Origin of the sequence: Thermobifida sp. (assembly GCF_017577275.1) — a bacterium.
Lineage (GTDB): Bacteria > Actinomycetota > Actinomycetes > Streptosporangiales > Streptosporangiaceae > Thermobifida > Thermobifida fusca.
In genome coordinates this window covers 18,378-36,913 of the sequence record NZ_PITY01000009.1, presented here as the reverse complement: position 1 = coordinate 36,913, position 18,536 = coordinate 18,378, and the positions used below count along the sequence as shown (strand labels likewise).

Sequence of the window (18,536 nt, the reverse complement as noted above, 5' to 3'; positions counted from 1 at the left end):
GCCTTGGGCTATACCATGGTTTACGGCGTGCTGCAGCTCATCAACTTCGCGCACGGGGAAATTTACATGACCGGCGCGTTCGCCGGCCTGCTGCTCGTCACCGTCGCGAAGCTGCCGTTCTGGCTGGCGTTGCCCGGGGCGATGCTCATCGCCTCCCTCGTGGGCGTGACGGTGGAGTTCGTCGCCTATCGTCCGCTGCGCCGCTCGTCGCGGCTGGCCGTGCTCATCAGCGCCATCGGCATGTCCATCTTCCTGCAAAACGTGGCGCTGTGGATTTTCGGTCCGGCCACCAGGAGCTTTCCGCCGCCCTTCCAAGTCAGCGTCCTGCCGAAGAGCCCGCTGCCCCCCAACCCGCCAGAGGCCCCGCCGCCCTCCCCCCAGTACCGGCAGGAGCTGACCGCGGCCCACGTCACTCCCCAGTTCTCTGCCCCCGCCGCGTTCGACGGCGCCTTCGGCGCCTGGGAGCAGCACCCTCCTCTCGCCCCGCCCCCGCGGCAGGGTGATGTGCGGCTCTGGCTGGCTGCGATGGGAACCGCGTTCGTTGCCGCGCTCTGCCTCGTGCTGTGTGCCGTGATGACAGCGGCGACGCTGCGCGGCGGCACAGTCCACGCGTCCGGTAAGCCGCACCGGGATGTCCGCTACGCAGACTCCTGGTTCCACACCGCCGGAGCCATCCCGGTCGACGTCGCCGACCACCCCTTCTATGCCCTGCCCGCCCCCGGCGCCGTGGCATGCGAGATCCCCGAGTTCAACGCCGCCACGGTGGCGGGGTGGGAGGAGTTCACCGAGGTGATCGGCCCCTGCCTCAACGCGATGTGGCTCTCCCCGCTAGAAGAGCTCGGGCTGCGCCCGCAGGAGCCGCACTACGTGATCCTCGACGAGATCCCCGCGGAGCTGCGCGACGAGTCCGAGGAAGAAGGAGTCACCCTCGCCTACTACTTGGAGCACGAGCTGAGCATCACCATCCTCGTGCCCAACGTGCGGAAACTCCTGCGGTACCCGGGCATGGACGACAAGCGCATCTGGTTTGCCCTGGTCGCCCACGAATACGGGCACCACCTCCAAGGGGAGACCGGTCTTCTTGACGCGGCCTACACCCTGCAGCTTGATGCCAAGTCCACGCGCCAAGAACTCCAGTTGGGACGGCAGATCGAACTGCAAGCCGAATGCCTGGCAGGGACCGGGGTTGCCGCTATCGCCGGCCACGACCACGCCGACGTGGCGTTCGTCAACCGCAACTTCAACGAAGGCACGGGGGACAGCGACACCCACGGCAGTGCCGACAACCGCGTCCACTGGTTCAACGCCGGAGCCACCGCGGAGACCATGGCGGCGTGCAACACTTTCGCGGCCGAAGACCGCTTGGTCCGCTAGCCTGCCCGCTCCCCTGCCCGAAAGCATGCCCCAGTGCCAGGCCGCCCCGGGGTGCGGTGCTCTACCCCGTCCAGTTGCGGCCAGCGCAGCACGCCCCGGGGAGACCGCCCGCTCTCCGGTGCGCTGCGGCCTCCCCGGGCACCCCGGTCGTCCGGAGACCACCGGGCACTACTGGCTCGGCAGGGTCAGTTGCGTTCCGCCAGCACGCGGCGCAGCTCCGCCCAGCCGCTCAGCTTGACCCGCTCCCCGCGGGACAGCTCCGCTGCCAGGGCCGCTTCGGCCGCGTCGATAGCCAGCCAGTCAGCGTAGCTGCTGGCCGTCACCCCTTTCTCTTTGAGCAGGTCGTCGATGGTGGTCGTCGGGACCCGGGAGGTGCGGAGCTTCGGGGCGTCGTCGAGCAGGGAGCGGACAGTGGCGGCAGCATCCGACTTGTTGGTGCCGATCACGCCGGTCGCGCCGCGCTTGAGCCAGCCCGCCACGTATTCGCCGAGCAGCGGGGTGCGCTGCTCGTCCACCACCCGGCCGTCCTCATGCGGCAGGGTGCGGGTGGTCTCGTCGAAAGGCAGGTCGGGGAGGGGGGAGCTGGCATAGCCCACCGACCGCACCACCATGCCCACCGGCAGGACTTCTCGCTGTCCGGTGCCGACCAGCCGCCCATCAGCGTCGAGCGCGGTGTGCTCCACCTCCAGTCCTTCGACTCGGGTGTCGCCCACCACGGCGACGGGTTTACGCCAGAAGTGCAGTTCGACCCGGCGTCCCGTGCCACCGCCGGGGCGTTGCGCCCACTCCGCAAGAGTGCGCAGGTTGGTGCGGGCCGCGCGGGCCGCGGTCGCCACTTCTTCGCTGTTGGGGTCGAGGTCGACGACAGCGGGGTCCACTGTGACGTCGACGTCCGTGAGCTTGCCCAGCTCCCGCAGTTCGTTCGCGGAGAACTTGGCCTGGAGAGGGCCGCGCCGGGCGACTATGTGCACGCAGCGCACCTTGCTGGCGGCCAGCACCTGCAGCACGGGTTCAGGGATGTCGGTCTGGCGGAGTTCGTCGACGCTGCGGACCAGGATGCGTGCCACGTCGAGGGCAACGTTGCCCGCGCCGACCACGGCGACCTCTTCCGCGTCGAGGACGAACCGGGTCACTTCGAGGTCGGGGTGGCCGCTGTACCAGTTCACGAAGTCGGTGGCAGCGACACTGCCGGACAGGTCCTCGCCGGGAATCCCCATTCGGCGGTCCACGCTCGCCCCCGTGGCGTAGACGACCGCGTGGTAGGCACGCGCGAGGTCAGCCCGGGTGAGGTCGGTACCGTACTCCACACCGCCCAGGAAGCGGACGTCGGGATGTTCCAGGACACGAGCCAGAGTGTGCGCCACCCGCTTGATTGACGTGTGGTCGGGGGCGACACCGTAACGGACCAGGCCGTAGGGGGTCGGTAGGCGGTCCAGCACGTCCACGGCCACCGGCTCGCGGGACTGCCGGGTCAGCGCCTCGGCGGTGTAGATTCCTGCGGGGCCGGAGCCGATCACGGCTACCCGCAACGGGTCGGGAGTGCTCATGCGCCCATTGTGACGCATGCGATATTGCGGTTTCGAGCGCAGGGAGCGCCCTGCGGTTCCCGTCAGGCACGCACCGTAACTCTCGGATTCTTTTCGGCAGCCCGGCTCTTCAGCGCGGTATCCGCTGGTCGACCCGGTCGAGGAAACCCTGCCAGAAGTCGTCTTCCGGGTCGACGATGGACGGGTGGTCGGGGTGGCCGCTGGCCGCAAAGCAGTCGAGGATGCCGGGAATCCGCAGCTCTTGCGTGTTGCGCGTGGCAAGGGCCTTGCGCAACTGCTCGACTTCGTCGGGATCCTGGTGGGCGTCGTCCGCCAGGTAGATCTCGGCGTAGTTCACTCCCCGCTGGTAGGGGGAGTCCGGTCCTACGGGACGGTGAGCCATCGTCATCCTCCAATCTTTCACCTTCCCAGGACCGCTACCCGCTGGGGAGCGCCACCAACGATGGTGCTCCCCAGCGGGCAAAGCCCGTATTCTCCGGTCAGGACGCCGGCTCGTCCTCCAGGGACTGCTCCGCGCGCTGGGCCACGATCTCGGTGAGTTTGCGCGCTAGTCCCTGCGCGTCCAACCCCATCTGGGCGAGGATACGGTCGCGTTTGGCGTGCTCCAGGAAGCGCTGCTCGATCCCGAACGTGCGCACCGGAATGTCGAGGTCGGCGTCGCGCAGGGCGCGGGCCACCGCGTCACCGACCGCGCCCACCCGGCCGTTGTCCTCGACTACGGCGACCACGCTGTGCCGGGCGGCTTCCGACACCAACGCCGGGTCCAACGGTTTGACCCAGCGCGGGTCCACGACGGTCACCCCGATCCCCTGGTCGGCCAGCCGGTCGGCGACCTCGCAGCACGTCTGCGCCATGGGCCCGACCGCGACCAGCAGCAAGTCCGGGGCCTCGGTGCCGCTCGCAGGACGCCGCAGCACGTCCATCCCGCCGATCTGGTCGACCGCGGGGATGGCGGGGGGCACCACGCCCTTGGGGTAACGCACCACGGTGGGCCCGTCGTCGATGGAGATCGCCTCGCGCAGCAGTTCCCGCAGCCGCACCGCGTCGCGCGGCACCGCGATGCTCAGGTTGGGGACGACTTGCAGGATGGACAGGTCCCACATCCCGTTGTGGCTCGCACCGTCGTCTCCCGTGATGCCCGCCCGGTCGAGCGCGAACGTGACCGGCTGGCGGTGCAGCGCCACATCCATGAGGACCTGGTCAAAACAGCGGTTGAGGAACGTGGCGTAGACCGCGACGACCGGGTGGAGGCCACCCATGGCCAGCCCGGCTGCGCACGTCGCAGCGTGCTGTTCCGCGATGCCCACGTCGAAGACCCGGTCGGGGTAGGCCTCGGCGAAGGCGGCGAGGCCGGTGGGGTGCAGCATGGCCGCGGTGATCGCGACCACGTCTTCGCGTTCCGCGCCGATCCGCACCATCTCGTCGCTGAACACCGACGTCCACTTCAGGCCCGGCGTGGACTGCGGGCGTCCCGTGGCCACGTCGAACGCGCCGAGGGCGTGGAACTGGTCTTCGTCGTGGTTCTCCGCGGGCGCGTACCCCTTGCCCTTCTGGGTGAGGACGTGCACGATGACCGGCGCCCCGAAATCGCGGGCCCGGCGCAGCGCCCGCTCCACCGCTGCCACGTCGTGCCCGTCGATCGGCCCGACGTACTTCAGCCCCAGGTCTTCGAACATCATCTGCGGCTGAATAGCGTCCTTGAGGCCTTTCTTGAACGCGTGCAGCGCGTCGTACAGCGGCGGGCCGACCACCGGCGCCCGGTTGATCGCGTTCTTCGCGGTCGCCAGCATCTGCTCGTAGCCGCGCGTCATACGCAGGTTGGCGAAATGCTCGGCGAGCCCGCCGATCGTCGGCGAGTAGGAGCGGCCGTTGTCGTTGACGACGATGACGATCCGGCGGTTTTTCCCTTCGGCGATATTGTTGAGCGCTTCCCACGCCATTCCGCCGGTGAGCGCGCCGTCGCCGACCAGGGCGACCACGGTGCGGTCGGTGATCCCCTGCAGTTCGTAGGCGCGGGCGAGCCCATCAGCGTAGGACAGTGCGGTGGAGGCGTGCGAATTCTCAATAAAGTCGTGCTCGGACTCGGCGCGGGACGGATATCCGGAGAGGCCGCCCTCTTTCCGCAGTTTAGAGAAGTCTTTCCGGCCGGTCAGGATCTTATGGACGTACGCCTGGTGGCCGGTGTCGAACAGGATGGGATCGCGCGGCGAGTCAAACACGCGGTGCAAGGCGATGGTGAGTTCGACGACACCCAGGTTGGGGCCGAGGTGACCACCGGTTCGGGCGACCTGGGAAATGAGGAACTCCCGGATTTCCGCCGCCAATTGGGGAAGCTGGGAGTCGGGGAGTTTTTTCAGGTCGTCTGGATTGTGCACCGAGTCGAGCAGCGTCACTCTCGTCATTCCCCTCGTATGCAAGACATCAGGTCGGCCGCCGGACCACGGACGTTTCCCGAGCAGACGGAAAACGGACCGAAGGTGGAAGTGGACACGGCCGACACGGTGTCCGATTCCCCGACGGCTCGGTAGTGGGAACCGGACGAACCACGATCAACCGGCACCACCATAGGCACACAGCTTATGCTGATCCACCACGCGGCGGGATTGAGGCAGCGGTCTGTTGCGCGGTCCGGTGGGAGGCGGGGGCACCGGCCTCGATTCCGTGGGCCGCACACATGCGACGCAGTTCTTCGGCGATGCCCTGGGTCGTCCAGTGGGCGTTGAGCCCGCTGGGGTTGGGCAGGACCCACACGGGGACTCCTTCGATCGCGTCCTCGGGGGGTTGCGGACCGATACGGGCCCGGGGCCGCGCGAACGCTTTCCGGTAGGCGGTGACGCCGAGCACGGCGAGCAGCCGGGGCCGGTAGGCCCGGAGTTTCGCGGCCAGGGCCTGCCCGCCCGCCTGCAGTTCCGCTGCGGTCAGCTCATCGGCCCGCGCGGTAGCCCGGTCCACGAGGTTGGTCACCCCTAAGCCTAGGTCAAGGAGCAGGTGCTGTTCGGCGGGCCGCAGGAGGCGGGGGGTGAGCGAGGCGGCGTGCAAGGCGGGCCAGAACCGGTTGCCGGGCCAGGCGAAATGGTGCCCGCTCCAGGCCGAATACAGCCCCGGGTTGATCCCGCAGAACAGGATGGTGAGGCCGGGGCCGATAACGTCGGGGACGGTTGTGGCACGGGCCGCCGCGAGTTCCGCTGCGTCGGGGCCGCGCCGCGGCTTCCGCATGGGTGTGCTTCCTCCTCGGCTCCGCTCCGGTCGGGGTTTTCTCAGACTAGGGCCCGCAGGACGAGGGTGCTTCCCGAGACCGCGACCACGGCCAGGAGCGCGATCCGCAGCCGCTGTCCGCCGAGCATGCTTCGCAGCGGCCGGGACAGCAGGAACCCGGCTACGAGGAAGGGGATGAGGGCGGCTCCCGTCGCCACTTCGCGCAGCCCGAGCTGGCCGCCTACCGCCAACGCGGCTAGGGAGAGCAGGACGCCGACAAAGAAGTAGGCGCCCAGGGTGGCACGGATCCGCGGGCCTTCCTCGTGCTGGTACACGAGGGCGACGGGCGGGCCGCCGATCGAGGTCGCGGTGCCCATGACCCCGGAGATGACTCCGGCCACGCTGAGCGTGGCGGGGGTGGGGCGCAGCCGGAGTGTGGTGAGGCTCGCGGCCACCGCGAGGAGGACGCCGACCCCCACCCACAGGCCGAGGGTGTCGGGTGTGGCGAGGGCGACGACCCACACGCCGCCGACCGTCCCTACCAGCCGTCCAGCGAGAGCCCAGGAGATGCCGCGCAGGTCGGCGTGGCGCCACTCGGCACCGACGGTGAACAAGGGCAGCACCGCGGTGAGGACCAGCAGGGTGCCGGGCATCAGTGTGGGGTCCAGCATCGCGACGACAGGTGCCGCGGTCAGCCCCAGGCCCAGCCCGACACTGCTCTGCACAACGGTGCCGATCAGCACTGCGGTTCCGGCCGCTGCGAGGAATACCAGCTCAGACTCGGTCACGTGAGGTGAGGGTAGCGGTCGGCCCTGTGCGGGCCGCAGGGAGGAGCGGTGTTCCCGGAAGGGAGGAGGTTCCGGGAACACCGCGGGTGGGTGGCCGCGCGCCGCTGGGAGGGAGTGGCGCGGGCAGCAGCGCGCGGCCGGGCACGCCCGGGTCCCCCTACTCCCGGGCGTGGGCTTTGCGGGTCCGGCGGGACACCGCGTCGAGGATGACCGCTACCAGGAGGACCACCGCGGTGATCATGAACCGCACCGAGGAGTCCATCTGCAGCAGGTACAGCCCCGAGGAGATCGCGCCGAGCACGAGGCCGCCGAGCAGGGCCGAGTAGGCGCTGCCGCGTCCGCCGAAGAGGCTGGTGCCGCCGATGACCGCGGCCGCGATCGCCATCATCAGGTCGTCGCCGCCCCCGGTGAGCTGGTTGACGGCGTAGCTGCGCGACACGAGGAGGATGCCGCCCACCCCGGCCAGGGTGGAGGCGAGAGCGAACACGGAGATGCGGATCAGGTCGACGTTGATGCCGGCGCGGCGTGCCGCTTCTGCGCTGCCGCCCACGGCGAACACCATCCGCCCGTAGCGGGTCTTCCGCAGGATCAGGTCGAAGAGCACCACGACCCCGACGAAGAGCAGGAAAGCGACGGGCACTCCGCGGAAGGAGTTGAGCACCCACACCCCGCCGAGGACGGGGAGGGCGAGGAGCGCGGTGCGCACCCCGATCTCCGTGACCGACTTGGCGGGCAGCCCGGCCGCGGCGCGGCGGCGCGCCCCGCGGACGCTGATCAGCCCGTAGAGGGCGACCGCGGTGATTCCGATCCCCCAGCCGACCGCCGGGACGAGATAGGTGTGGGTGATGGCACCGATCAGGCCGTTGTAGGGGACGTTGATCGTGCCTTCAGGGCCGAGCAGGTAGAGCTGGGCGCCCTGCCAGCCGATCAATCCGGCCAAGGTGACCACGAAGGCGGGTACCCCGATCTTGGCGAAGATCGTGCCGTGCAGGGTGCCGATGAGGGTGCCGGCGAGGATGGCGACCACGATCGCGGCGATCTCGTTCCACTGGTAGTTGACTGCCAGGAGCGTCACGATCACGCCGCACACGCCTGCGACCGATCCGACGGAGAGGTCGATCTCCCCGAGCAGCAGCACCATGATCACGCCGCAGGCCATGAAGCCGACGGCGACGATCTGCAGGGTGAGGTTGGACAGATTCTGGGCGGTGAGGAACTTGGGGTTGAGGCTCCAGAAGACGCCGGCGATCACGATGAGTCCGACGAGGACCGGCAGCGGGCCGAGTTCTCCGCTGCGGAGCCGGCGCAGCGCGCCGCGCACCAGCCCGCCTAGACCGGAGCCGTCCATGATGAGCCGGGGGTCCCGGGCGACCGTGGCGCCCTGGGGAGCCGGGGTGGTTTGCTGAGCCATCACGCCCCCTCCGTTCCCGGAACCGCAGTGCGACCGGCACGTCGGGACACCGGGTTGTCGGCGGCGCCCGTGATGGCCGCCACGATCTCTTCGTAGCTGGTGTCTTCGATCCGGAAGTCGCCGGCGTTGCGTCCCAGGCGCAGCACGACAGCGCGGTCGGCAACAGCTCGCACGTCGGCCATGTTGTGGCTGATGAGGATGACTCCGAGGCCTTGGTCTCGGAGGCGTTCGATGAGGTCGAGTACTTGCGCGGTCTGCGCCACGCCCAGGGCTGCAGTGGGCTCGTCCAGCATGACGACCTTGGGGTCGCCGAGCAGGGAGCGGGCGATGGCGATGATCTGGCGCTGCCCGCCGGAGAGGGCAGCAACGGGAATGCGCAGGTTGGGAATCCGCACGGAAAGCGAGTCCAGGAGTTCGTGGGCGCGCCGCTCCATTTCCAACTCGTCCAGGACTCCGAGCGCGGTGCGCTCGGTGCCGAGGAACAGGTTGGCCACGATGTCGAGGTTGTCGCAGAGCGCCAGGTCCTGGTAAATGGTGGCGATGCCGAGCTGTTGGGCATCGCTGGGACGGTTGATCTGGACCGGCTTGCCTTCCCACAGGATGGTGCCGCTGTCCGCCGGGTTGACCCCGGCGATGACCTTGACGAGGGTGGATTTTCCGGCCCCGTTGTCGCCCAGCAGCGCGACGACTTCGCCCGCGTGGACGGTCAGGTCGACGTCGCTGAGCGCCTGGACCGCGCCGAATCTCTTGGAAATCCCGGACAGCTCCAGGATCGGTTGTGCCATAACGTGTCCTCGTGGTGATCCGCTGTTCGGGGGCCGGACTGTCCGGCCCCCGATCCGGTCTCCTGGGAGCCTCTCGGGGTGTGACTGGAGCGGCAGCCCCGGTTCCGGGGCGGGTGCCGCTCCAGTCGTCGCGGGGCCCGCCGGTTTCCGGTGGGAGGCCTGCGGAACCCGCGCGACGTACTCCGTTAGGAGCCTGCCCCCTTGCACAGCTCGGTGTCGGCGTACTGGTCGGTGCAGATCTCCTCGATGGTGTAGAAGCCGTCGGAGATCACGGTGTCTTCAATGTTGTCCGCGGTGACCGCAATGGGTTCCAGCAGCACGGCCGGAATCGTGTTGCCCGCCTCATCGGTGACCTCGGTGAGCGGGTGCTCCTGGCTTCCCTCGTACTTCTCGCCGGTGGCGGCGGCGACTGCCATGGCGGCGGCCACTTCAGCCTCAGGGCGGATGGCCTTGTAGACCGTCATGTACTGGTCGCCGGAGATGATCCGCTGGATGCCGGCGAGTTCGGCGTCCTGGCCGGTGATGGGCGGCATCTCGTCCACGCCTGCGGCTTTGAGGGCAGCGATGATGCCGGCGGCCATGCCGTCGTTGGCGCTGTAGACACCGCTGATGTTGTCGGCGCCGACCGCGGTGATGGCCTGCTCCATCTGCTGCTGAGCCTTGTCGGGCGACCAGTCAGGGGTGTCGTATTCGGCGCCGATCTCGACCTGGCCGTCGAGGATCTCGTGGGCTCCGGCTTTGAAGTCTGCGGCGTTGGGGTCAGTCGGCGATCCGTTGATCATGATGACTTGGCCCTCGCCGGCGGTGCCTGCCTTCTCCATGCCTTCAATGAGCGCCGTGCCTTGGACGCGGCCGACGGTCTTGTTGTCGAAGGAGACGTAGTAGTCGACCCCGCCTTCGGCGAGCCGGTCGTAGGCGATCACCGGAACGCCTTGCGCCTTGGCCTGCTGGACGATGCTGCCCGCGGCTTTCGCGTCCACGGCGTCGAGCACCAGGACGCTGACCCCCTCGGTGAGCATAGCTTCCGCCTGGGCCTGCTGCTTGGAGACGTCCTGGTCAGCGTTCTGGTAGGAGACCTCGCACTTGGGGCAGAGTTCCGCGACGGCCTCTTCGAAGTAGGGGCGGTCGAATTTCTCGTAGCGCGCGGTCTTGGACTCGGGAAGCAGCAACCCGATGGTGAAGCCTTCGTCGATTGAGGCTGCGGCCTGCTGTTCTCCTTCGGTTCCGGTGGTGCAGCCGACCGTGGCCAGCAGGACCGCGGCTGCGCCCACCGCGACGCGGCGGACGATGTTTCGGTTGCTCATCGCTTGACCTCCTTGGAAGCCCACCGGGCGTCGGGGGATCGCGAACCCATCCGCGTCAACGTGGACTGGGTCACGTGGTGGACTGATGCCGTGAAGTCAAACTCGTCACCACCTTGTCGTCAAGACTTGAACGCATAACCGAAGTGTCACAAAACCTTGACTTCACTCCTTAAATACAAAGAAATCGCAGGTCATGCGGGCTTTGTCTTGATGTGAAGATCAGAGAATCCCCTAAAAATTTTTCTCTGATCGTTTCAGAAGGTGGAGTCAAGCACGACCTGCAGCGCTCCCCGCAGCGCCGCGCGCTCCCCCAGCTCCCCGGTGACCAGGCGCAGTCCGGTGAGCGCGTTCCCCAGGGCTCCCAGTTCCATGGCCCGGCGCATGGGGTCGAGCAGCAGCTCTCCCGCTTCGGCGATCTCGCCCCCCACAATGACCATCTGCGGGTTGACCATGTTGACCACGACTGCTACGCCGCGGCCCAGTGCAGCGCCGGCCTCCGCGATGATCCGGCGGCACCCGGGGTCGCCCTCCTGGGCCGCCTCGAGCAGGTCGACCAGGCTGGCCCCGTGCTTGACCCGGCCCTGCTGCGGCAGCATGTCCAGCAGGTAGGGCGTGCCGACCAGGGTTTCCAGGCAGCCTCGGTTGCCGCACCGGCACACCTGCCCGCGCTCGTCGAGCCCGATGTGCCCGATCTCCCCCGCATTGCCGTTCATCCCGCGGAACAGGCGCCCGCCGAGGATCACGCCCGCGCCCACCCCGTGGGCGACTTTGACGTAGACGACGTGCTCCAGGCCGCGGGCAGCGCCTTCGGTCAGTTCGGCGAGGGCGCAGAGGTTCGCGTCGTTGTCCACGGAGACCGGCAGTCCCAGGCGCTCTTGGAGTTCCGCCCCGGGGTTGAAGCCGGCCCAGTGCGGCATGCTGGTGATATCCCCGATGAGGCCGGTGGCCGGGTCGACGGGTCCGGGGATCGCCGCCGCGACTCCGAGCACCATGGAGCGGTCCACCCGCGCCTGGGTCAGCAGGGTCTCGGTCAGCCAGACCGCCCGCCGCACCCCCCGCACCGGGTCTTCGGAGACGTCGTAGGCGATGCTCTCCTCCTGCAGCACGCGCCCGTCGGTGTTGCCCAGGGCCACGGTGAGGCGGGAGTGCGTGAAGTCGATCGCGACGAGTACCCCCGGTGGGCGCTGCAGGGTGACGGCCCGGGCCCGGCGTCCGTTCGAGGAGGTCTCCCGGACGGACACCACGCCCATGGCACGCAGGTCGCGCACGATATTCGACACGCTCGCCGCGGACAGGCCGGTGGCACGGGCGATCTCGGCTTGGGTGAGCGTTCCGCCCCTGCGCAGCGCAGCGATCACCCGTTCCCGGTTAGCCTGCCGCAGGGCAGCCTGAGATCCCGGGGTGACCTGGGCATCTGTCGTCACTGGCGCTCCTTGTTCGGGCCGCGGAAGAGGCGGAGAAAAGCTGTCCGCATGGGAGCTTACAAGGCTTGAAGGCAAGGTTTTTGCCCAACTTACGCAGAAAAGTCGGTTTTGTGAGCCATACTGGCGCAATCTGCGCAAATACTGTCCCCTCCGCGCCGCAGCGCGATCCAGCGAGCAGCCGCGGGTGTCGGCAGCAGGCTGCGGGGTACTGGACGGGCACCGGGCTTCCCAGAAGAACCGGCGGGAGCGAGGGCGGGGTGTTGGGTGACGCGGAACGCAGGGTAATAACAGGCGCAGTCGGCCAGGAGGACAGGCCGGACCACCGGCCGCCCCGGCACGGGCCAGGCACTGCCGCTGCAACGACAGCAGCCCGGGGCTCCCCAGCGCGCTGGTGGTGCGCCCAGCAACAGCGGCGCCGTCCCACGCTACCGTGGATGCCCTCCGCCAGGCGAGCCCTGGGGAGGGAGAGGGCGCTAAGGGTAGTCCCTCGGAAGAAGCGGTGGTCCACGAGAAGACGGGCGGTGACCGATTGGATTCCGAAACGGTGAAGTCCCTCGCGGAGGCGTCCCGTACCCGTCCGCCCCTCGCCGGGAACGCGCGGCTGGTGGCGATTGAAGGCCGGTCCGGAGCCGGGAAAACGACCCTGGCCGAGGCACTCGCCGCAGAAACCGGGTGGCCCGTGTTCCACATGGACGACGTCTACCCCGGATGGACCGGTCTGGCTGCTTCGGTGGACCTCCTCGCCTGCTGGGTGGTCATGCCGCTGCTCAACGGCGCCAACCCGCGGTGGCGACGGTACGACTGGGTCCAAGGCCGGCTCGCCGAGTGGCGCACCGCATCCGTCACCGACGGCCTGATCATTGAAGGGTCCGGCTGCGGGGCCGCAGAGATCCGCCCGTACCTGTCCATCCTGGTGTGGATCGACGCCCCCGACGAGGTCCGCTACCGGCGGTTGGACCTCCGTGACGACGCTGAAGCCTACGCCCCCTACCGGGGGATCTGGGCACACCAGGAGAACGTCTTCTACGCCGCGCACACCCCTTGGGAGTATGCGGACGTCGTCATCGACGGGACAGCGCCCCACCAGCCCGCCCAGCAGGGCTAGGGCAGCTCCTTCCCACCCGCGGGTCCACCATTCGGCCCGCCCGCTGCCGCGCCGCGTTTCTACGCCCCCGGGCACGGGTACGGCTCTGGCAGGGCAGAGGCCCGCCACCGTCTCCTGGACAGTGGCGGGCCCTGTGGGTCGCCCCGGGCCTGGTGGGCCCGGGGGAGTTCTTCTAGGCTGACTACTTCTTGTTGATCAACTGGCGCAGCACGTACTGCAGGATGCCGCCGTGGCGGTAGTAGTCGGCCTCACCCGGGGTGTCGATCCGCACCACAGCGTCGAACTCGACCCCGGTGTCCGTGGTGACTTTGACCGTCTCGGGGATGCGGCCCTCGTTCAGCTCGGTCACGCCGGTGATCGAGAAGGTCTCCTCACCGGTCAGGCCGAGAGAGTCCGCGGACTGGCCTTCGGGGAACTGCAGCGGCAGCACGCCCATGCCGATCAGGTTCGAGCGGTGGATGCGCTCGAAAGACTCGGCGATGACGGCGCGCACGCCCAGCAGGCGGGTCCCCTTGGCCGCCCAGTCGCGCGAAGAACCGGAGCCGTACTCCTTGCCGCCCAGCACCACCAGCGGGATGTTCTGGGCAGCGTAGTTCTGCGCGGCGTCGTAGATGAAGGTGACGGGACCACCTTCCTGGGTGAAGTCGCGCGTGTAGCCGCCTTCGGTGCCCGGTGCGATCTGGTTGCGCAGCCGGATGTTGGCGAAGGTGCCGCGGATCATCACCTCGTGGTTGCCGCGACGCGACCCGTAGGAGTTGAAGTCCTTGCGCTCCACCCCGTTGGCCATGAGGTATTCAGCGGCCGGGGTGCCCGGCTTGATGGCGCCGGCGGGCGAAATGTGGTCGGTGGTGACGGAGTCGCCGAGCTTGGCCAGCACGCGGGCGCCGACAATGTCGCTGACCGGTTCGGGCTCCAGCGGCATGCCGTCGAAGTAGGGCGGCTTGCGCACGTAGGTGGAGTTCGGGTCCCAGGAGAACGTGTCCCCGGTGGGAGTGGGCAGCGAGCGCCACCGCTCGTCGCCGGCGAACACGTCAGAGTAGGCCCGCTGGTACATCTCCGCGGCGATCGCGGAGTCGATGACCTCCTGGATCTCCTCCGGCGAAGGCCAGATGTCGCGCAGGTAGACCGGGTTGCCGTCGGTGTCGGTGCCCAGCGGCTCGGTGTCGAAGTCGATGTCCATCGTCCCGGCCAGCGCGTAGGCCACCACCAGCGGCGGGGAGGCCAGGTAGTTCATCTTGACATCGGGGTTGATGCGGCCTTCGAAGTTGCGGTTACCGGACAGCACCGCGGCGACCGCGAGGTCGTTGTCGTTGATCGCCTTGGAGATCTCCTCCGGCAGCGGACCGGAGTTGCCAATACAGGTGGTGCAGCCGTAGCCGACGAGGTTGAAGCCCAGCTTGTCCAGGTACGGGGTCAGGCCGGAACGCTCGTAGTAGTCGGTGACGACCTTGGACCCGGGGGCCAGCGAGGTCTTCACCCACGGCTTGCGGGACAGCCCCTTCTCCACCGCCTTCTTGGCCAGCAGGGCCGCACCCAGCATGACCGACGGGTTGGAGGTGTTGGTGCAGGAGGTGATGGCCGCGATGACCACGGACCCGTGGTCGATGGTGAATTCGGTGCCGTCCCCCAGGGTGACCTTGACCGGCTTGCGCGGACGCTCGGTCACCACGCCGTTGCTGGAGATCGCCGGCGCGTCAGAGGCCGGGAAGGACTCGGCGGACGCCTCGTCCGCGCGGGTGACGATGCCGTCGTTGTTGACGTGGTCGCGCACGTCCCGGCGCCAGGCCGTCTTGGCGTCGGACAGGGCGATGCGGTCGTGCGGGCGCTTGGGTCCGGCGATCGACGGCACCACCTCGGAGAGGTCGAGCTCCAGGTACTCGGAGTACTCGGGCTCCACCGACGGGTCGTGCCACAGCCCCTGTTCCTTGGTGTAGGCCTCGACGAGGGCGGTCTGCTCGTCGCTGCGGCCGGTCAGCTTCAGGTAGCGGATCGTCTCGTCGTCGATGGGGAACATCGCGGCAGTCGAGCCGAACTCCGGGCTCATGTTGCCGATGGTGGCGCGGTTGGCCAGCGGCACCGAGGCCACGCCCTCGCCGTAGAACTCGACGAACTTGCCGACGACGCCGTGCTCCCGCAGCATCTCGGTGATGGTGAGCACGAGGTCGGTGGCGGTGGTGCCGGGGGGCAGCTCACCGGTGAGCTTGAAGCCGACGACCCGCGGGATGAGCATGGAGATCGGCTGGCCGAGCATGGCTGCCTCGGCCTCGATACCGCCCACGCCCCAGCCCAGGATGCCCAGGCCGTTCTGCATGGTGGTGTGGGAGTCGGTGCCCACACAGGTGTCGGGGTAGGCCTGGCCGTTGCGGACCATGGTGACCCGGGCCAGGTGCTCGATGTTGGCCTGGTGCACGATGCCGGTGCCCGGCGGGACGACCTTGAACCCTTCAAAGGCGTTCTGGCCCCAGCGCAGGAACTGGTAGCGCTCGCGGTTGCGCTCGTACTCCATTTCGACGTTGCGTTCGAAGGCGTCGGGGCGCCCGAACACGTCGACGATCACCGAGTGGTCGATGACCAGCTCGGCAGGGGCCAGCGGGTTGATCTTGGTGGGGTCGCCGCCCAGGTCCCGGACTGCCTCACGCATGGTGGCCAGGTCGACCACGCAGGGCACGCCGGTGAAGTCCTGCATGATCACGCGGGCAGGAGTGAACTGGATCTCCTGGCTGGGCTGCGCCTTGGAGTCCCAGTTGGCCAGCGCGCGAATATGGTCGGCGGTGACGTTCACGCCGTCCTCGGTGCGCAGCAGGTTCTCCAGCAGCACCTTCAGGCTGTAGGGAAGCCGCTGGACGCCGTCGATGGCATCCAAGCGGAAGATTTCGTACGACTCGTCACCGACACGGAGCGTGTCGCGGCTGCCGAAGCTGTTCGCCGACACGGTTGTCGCCTCCTGGTCTCGCCACTTTTTCCAAGCATCCTGCCCTAGCGGCACAGCCGGGGCGTCACTGAGGCTTCCCTTACAAGATCACTCCCGAGCCGGGATGGCTCTCCCCGTGATGCGCGGGACAACGGGGACCACCTGCGTCGACGATCCGGATTCCGCACGTGGGGCTGCGGAGCCGGCTGTGCCGCGCTGGATGGTGGACCGCCGAGAGCGGTGAACCTCACATGCTCAGTGATTCGCTCGCGCTGTTATCTCGATATCAAGGTATCGGACGTATATCTCGATATCAAGTTACTGGACAGTAATGTCTGATTGTCGTTTCTCCACTACCCCTCCGGGCCGGGAGACACACGGACGAACATCCCATGTTCTCCCGGCCCGGAATGCCCTCAGGCCACCTGCGGGGCGACCCGGTCAGCGATCAGCTCCAGATGGTCCAGATCGGAAAGGTCCAGCACCTGCAGGTAGATGCGCTCCGCGCCGATCTCGGCGAACCGGCCGATCTTCTCCACCACCTCGTCCGGTGTGCCCGCCAGGCCGTTGACCTTCAGCTCGTCCACCTCCCGGCCGATCGCAGCGGCGCGCCGGGCTACCTCGGCATCGTTCCGACCCACGCACACCACCTGGGCCGCCGAGTAGATCATGGGGATTTCACGCCCCGCCTTCTCGACCTCGGCACGCACCCGGTCGAAGGCCGCCTGCGTCTCCTCCACCACGCAGAAGGGGATGTTGTACTCGTCGGCGTACTTCGCGGCCAACTGGGGGGTACGCCGCCGTCCCCTGCCGCCGATCAGGACGGGCGGCCGCGGCGACTGCGCGGGCTTGGGCAGCGCCGGGCTCTCCGTCAAGGTGTAGTGCTTCCCGTGGAAGGTGAACGTCTCCCCCTCGGGGGTAGCCCACAGCCCGGTGATGATCGCCAACTGCTCTTCGAACCGGTCGAAGCGCTCCTTGGCGTCGGCGGGGAACGGGATGCCGTAGGCCGTGTGCTCGGCTTCGAACCATCCCGCGCCGAGGCCGAACTCCACGCGTCCCCCGCTCATCTGGTCGACCTGGGCGACGCTGATCGCCAGCGGTCCCGGCAGGCGGAACGTGGCCGCCGTCATGAGCGTGCCCAACCGGATCCGGGACGTCTCCCGGGCCAGGCCGGCCAGGGTGACCCACGCGTCAGTGGGGCCAGGAAGCCCGCTGACGTCCCCCATCTTCAGGTAGTGGTCGGAGCGGAAAAAGCCGTCGAAGCCCAGGTCTTCACTGGCTTTTGCGATGGTGAGCAGCGTCTCGTAGCTGGCGCCCTGCTGGGGTTCGGTGAAGATTCTCAGTCGCATACCCCTCATTCTTCCGCTGGACGCGGCCGGTCGCGTCCAGCGACGCGGTGCGGCACGCCGAGGGGCAGCGTCTAGGCGGGGAGCAGGACGCCCACGCACTCCACGTGGTGCGTCATGGGGAAGGCGTCGAAGGCGCGCAACCCGTCCATCCGGTAGCCGTGCTCCGCGAAGACAGCCAGGTCGCGGGCGAACGTCGCGGGATCGCAGGAGACGTAGGCGATCCGCTGCGGACGCAGCGCCGCCAGGCGGCGCACCACGTCGGCGCCCATACCGGAGCGCGGCGGGTCCGCCACGACCAGGTCGATGCGGGGAGGCGTCCACCGGCGCAGGTGGGTTGCGACGTCTGCCCGAGTGATCTGGACCTGCGGCAGGTCGCGGAGGTTGTGGCGGGCGTCGCGGACCGCTTCGGCGCCGCTTTCCACCCCGAACACCCGGCCTTGCGGGCCTACCGCTGCGCCGAGCGCACCCGCGAAAAGCCCGACCCCGCAGTACAGGTCCAGCGCGGTCTGCCCGGGCTGGGGGTCCAGGGCGTCGAGCACTGCCCCGGTGAGGGTCTCGGCGGCAGCCGGGTGGATCTGCCAGAACGCTCCCGCGCTCACCCACCAGCGGCGCCCAGCCGCGTTTTCGGTCACCCCGTGCCGGCCGCGGGGCGGCTGGACCCGCCCGTTCCGGGAGCGGCGCAGCACCGTGACCGGACTGTCCAGCGCCGGCAGTTCAGGGGTCCCGGTGCGCGCCGGGGTGACCGTCACGAGGGTGTCTCCGGTTCCCGCCGCGGCGGCCACTTCGATCTCGGCTGCGTTCCGCCACGTCTTGCGGGGCACGTTGAGCCGGTCGATCCCGGGGTGCGCGAGAGGGCAGTAGTCGACCGGTTCGATGCTGTGGGAACGGTGCCGGCGCAGCCCGACCGTCCCGTCGGGGGTCACGGCGAACCGGACCCGCGTCCGCCAGCCCAGCCCGTCCGGGGTGCCAGGCAGCTCCTCGACTGCCACCTCACGGTCGATTCCGGCGATGCGACGCAACTGCTCGGCGACCACCTGTGCTTTGAGCCGCCGCTGGGCGTCGAGCGAGGCGTGCTGCCAGTCGCAGCCGCCGCACCGGCCAGGGCCCGCGAAGGGGCACGGCGGGGCCACCCGGTCCGGGGAGGCCTCCAGTACTTCTACCGCCTCGGCACGGAGGAACCTCCTGGTCTCCTCGGTGATCCGGGCACGGACCCGCTCCCCCGGCAAGGCATGGCGGACGAAGACGACCTGGCCTTCGTGGCGTCCGACGCACCATCCTCCGTGGGCTACCCCGTCAAGACGCACGTCGACGTGGGTAGTGAGCCGACTCATGGGAGCACACGA

The 18,536-nt window shown here is 68.8% G+C and carries 14 protein-coding genes; 2 read left to right on the top strand and 12 right to left on the bottom strand.

Annotation, left to right across the window (positions count from 1 at the left end; genetic code table 11):
* A partial coding sequence (locus CW348_RS00875; RefSeq protein ID WP_287462393.1) for a neutral zinc metallopeptidase occupies positions 1–1,374 on the top strand: 1,374 nt, incomplete at its 5' end.
* Between the two features lie 185 nt (positions 1,375–1,559).
* Here CW348_RS00875 and CW348_RS00870 read toward each other — a convergent pair.
* The 9 genes from CW348_RS00870 to CW348_RS00830 all read right to left on the bottom strand — a co-directional run bounded on the left by CW348_RS00870 (position 1,560) and on the right by CW348_RS00830 (position 11,828).
* Positions 1,560–2,921, bottom strand: coding sequence for an FAD-dependent oxidoreductase (locus CW348_RS00870; RefSeq protein WP_016188895.1), 1,362 nt, complete (start codon positions 2,919–2,921; stop codon positions 1,560–1,562).
* Positions 2,922–3,030: 109 nt separating this feature from the next.
* Positions 3,031–3,303 (bottom strand): hypothetical protein, encoded by a 273-nt coding sequence (locus CW348_RS00865; protein WP_104612814.1) that lies wholly within the window; start codon positions 3,301–3,303, stop codon positions 3,031–3,033.
* A 97-nt stretch (positions 3,304–3,400) separates the two neighbouring features.
* Positions 3,401–5,314 carry a 1-deoxy-D-xylulose-5-phosphate synthase gene (gene dxs / locus CW348_RS00860; RefSeq protein WP_011292341.1) on the bottom strand — a complete coding sequence of 638 codons (1,914 nt, stop codon included), beginning with the start codon at positions 5,312–5,314 and terminating at the stop codon, positions 3,401–3,403.
* A 184-nt stretch (positions 5,315–5,498) separates the two neighbouring features.
* On the bottom strand, positions 5,499–6,137 hold the full coding sequence (mug, locus tag CW348_RS00855; RefSeq protein WP_104612815.1) for a G/U mismatch-specific DNA glycosylase: 639 nt from the start codon (positions 6,135–6,137) through the stop codon (positions 5,499–5,501).
* A gap of 41 nt (positions 6,138–6,178) precedes the next feature.
* The gene (locus CW348_RS00850; protein WP_104612816.1) at positions 6,179–6,904 is read right to left on the bottom strand and encodes a sulfite exporter TauE/SafE family protein; all 726 of its coding nucleotides are present in this window, start codon (positions 6,902–6,904) and stop codon (positions 6,179–6,181) included.
* A gap of 157 nt (positions 6,905–7,061) precedes the next feature.
* A complete protein-coding gene (locus CW348_RS00845) occupies positions 7,062–8,315 on the bottom strand; it encodes a sugar ABC transporter permease (RefSeq protein ID WP_011292344.1) in 1,254 nt (417 codons plus the stop codon).
* The gene (locus tag CW348_RS00840; protein WP_011292345.1) at positions 8,315–9,100 is read right to left on the bottom strand and encodes an ATP-binding cassette domain-containing protein; all 786 of its coding nucleotides are present in this window, start codon (positions 9,098–9,100) and stop codon (positions 8,315–8,317) included. Before CW348_RS00840 ends, CW348_RS00845 begins: the two co-directional genes overlap by 1 nt.
* A gap of 185 nt (positions 9,101–9,285) precedes the next feature.
* The gene (locus CW348_RS00835; protein ID WP_104612817.1) at positions 9,286–10,404 is read right to left on the bottom strand and encodes a sugar ABC transporter substrate-binding protein; all 1,119 of its coding nucleotides are present in this window, start codon (positions 10,402–10,404) and stop codon (positions 9,286–9,288) included.
* Between the two features lie 254 nt (positions 10,405–10,658).
* A complete protein-coding gene (locus CW348_RS00830) occupies positions 10,659–11,828 on the bottom strand; it encodes an ROK family transcriptional regulator (protein ID WP_011292347.1) in 1,170 nt (389 codons plus the stop codon).
* 544 nt (positions 11,829–12,372) lie between these two features.
* Between CW348_RS00830 and CW348_RS00825 the strand changes: the two genes are divergently transcribed.
* Positions 12,373–12,933 carry a uridine kinase gene (locus CW348_RS00825; protein ID WP_227480892.1) on the top strand — a complete coding sequence of 187 codons (561 nt, stop codon included), beginning with the start codon at positions 12,373–12,375 and terminating at the stop codon, positions 12,931–12,933.
* 181 nt (positions 12,934–13,114) lie between these two features.
* On the opposite strand, the gene acnA is transcribed toward CW348_RS00825, so the two are convergent.
* From acnA to CW348_RS00810, 3 genes are all read right to left on the bottom strand, one after another.
* Positions 13,115–15,865 carry an aconitate hydratase AcnA gene (gene acnA, locus CW348_RS00820; protein WP_016188900.1) on the bottom strand — a complete coding sequence of 917 codons (2,751 nt, stop codon included), beginning with the start codon at positions 15,863–15,865 and terminating at the stop codon, positions 13,115–13,117.
* Between the two features lie 395 nt (positions 15,866–16,260).
* Positions 16,261–17,193 carry an LLM class F420-dependent oxidoreductase gene (locus tag CW348_RS00815; RefSeq protein ID WP_104612818.1) on the bottom strand — a complete coding sequence of 311 codons (933 nt, stop codon included), beginning with the start codon at positions 17,191–17,193 and terminating at the stop codon, positions 16,261–16,263.
* Between the two features lie 71 nt (positions 17,194–17,264).
* Complete coding sequence (locus CW348_RS00810; protein ID WP_011292351.1) at positions 17,265–18,524, bottom strand: class I SAM-dependent RNA methyltransferase; 1,260 nt, start codon at positions 18,522–18,524, stop codon at positions 17,265–17,267.
* Positions 18,525–18,536 lie beyond the last annotated feature (12 nt).

What these genes read in the sequence shown, in the direction of transcription:
- CW348_RS00865 (WP_104612814.1), bottom strand. Translation starts at nt 3,303, where the DNA reads ATGGCTCACCGTCCCGTAGGACCGGACTCCCCCTACCAGCGGGGAGTG.
- CW348_RS00845 (WP_011292344.1), bottom strand. Translation starts at nt 8,315, where the DNA reads ATGGCTCAGCAAACCACCCCGGCTCCCCAGGGCGCCACGGTCGCCCGG.
- mug (WP_104612815.1), bottom strand. Translation starts at nt 6,137, where the DNA reads ATGCGGAAGCCGCGGCGCGGCCCCGACGCAGCGGAACTCGCGGCGGCC.
- CW348_RS00810 (WP_011292351.1), bottom strand. Translation starts at nt 18,524, where the DNA reads ATGAGTCGGCTCACTACCCACGTCGACGTGCGTCTTGACGGGGTAGCC.
- CW348_RS00815 (WP_104612818.1), bottom strand. Translation starts at nt 17,193, where the DNA reads ATGCGACTGAGAATCTTCACCGAACCCCAGCAGGGCGCCAGCTACGAG.
- CW348_RS00835 (WP_104612817.1), bottom strand. Translation starts at nt 10,404, where the DNA reads ATGAGCAACCGAAACATCGTCCGCCGCGTCGCGGTGGGCGCAGCCGCG.
- CW348_RS00870 (WP_016188895.1), bottom strand. Translation starts at nt 2,921, where the DNA reads ATGAGCACTCCCGACCCGTTGCGGGTAGCCGTGATCGGCTCCGGCCCC.
- CW348_RS00840 (WP_011292345.1), bottom strand. Translation starts at nt 9,100, where the DNA reads ATGGCACAACCGATCCTGGAGCTGTCCGGGATTTCCAAGAGATTCGGC.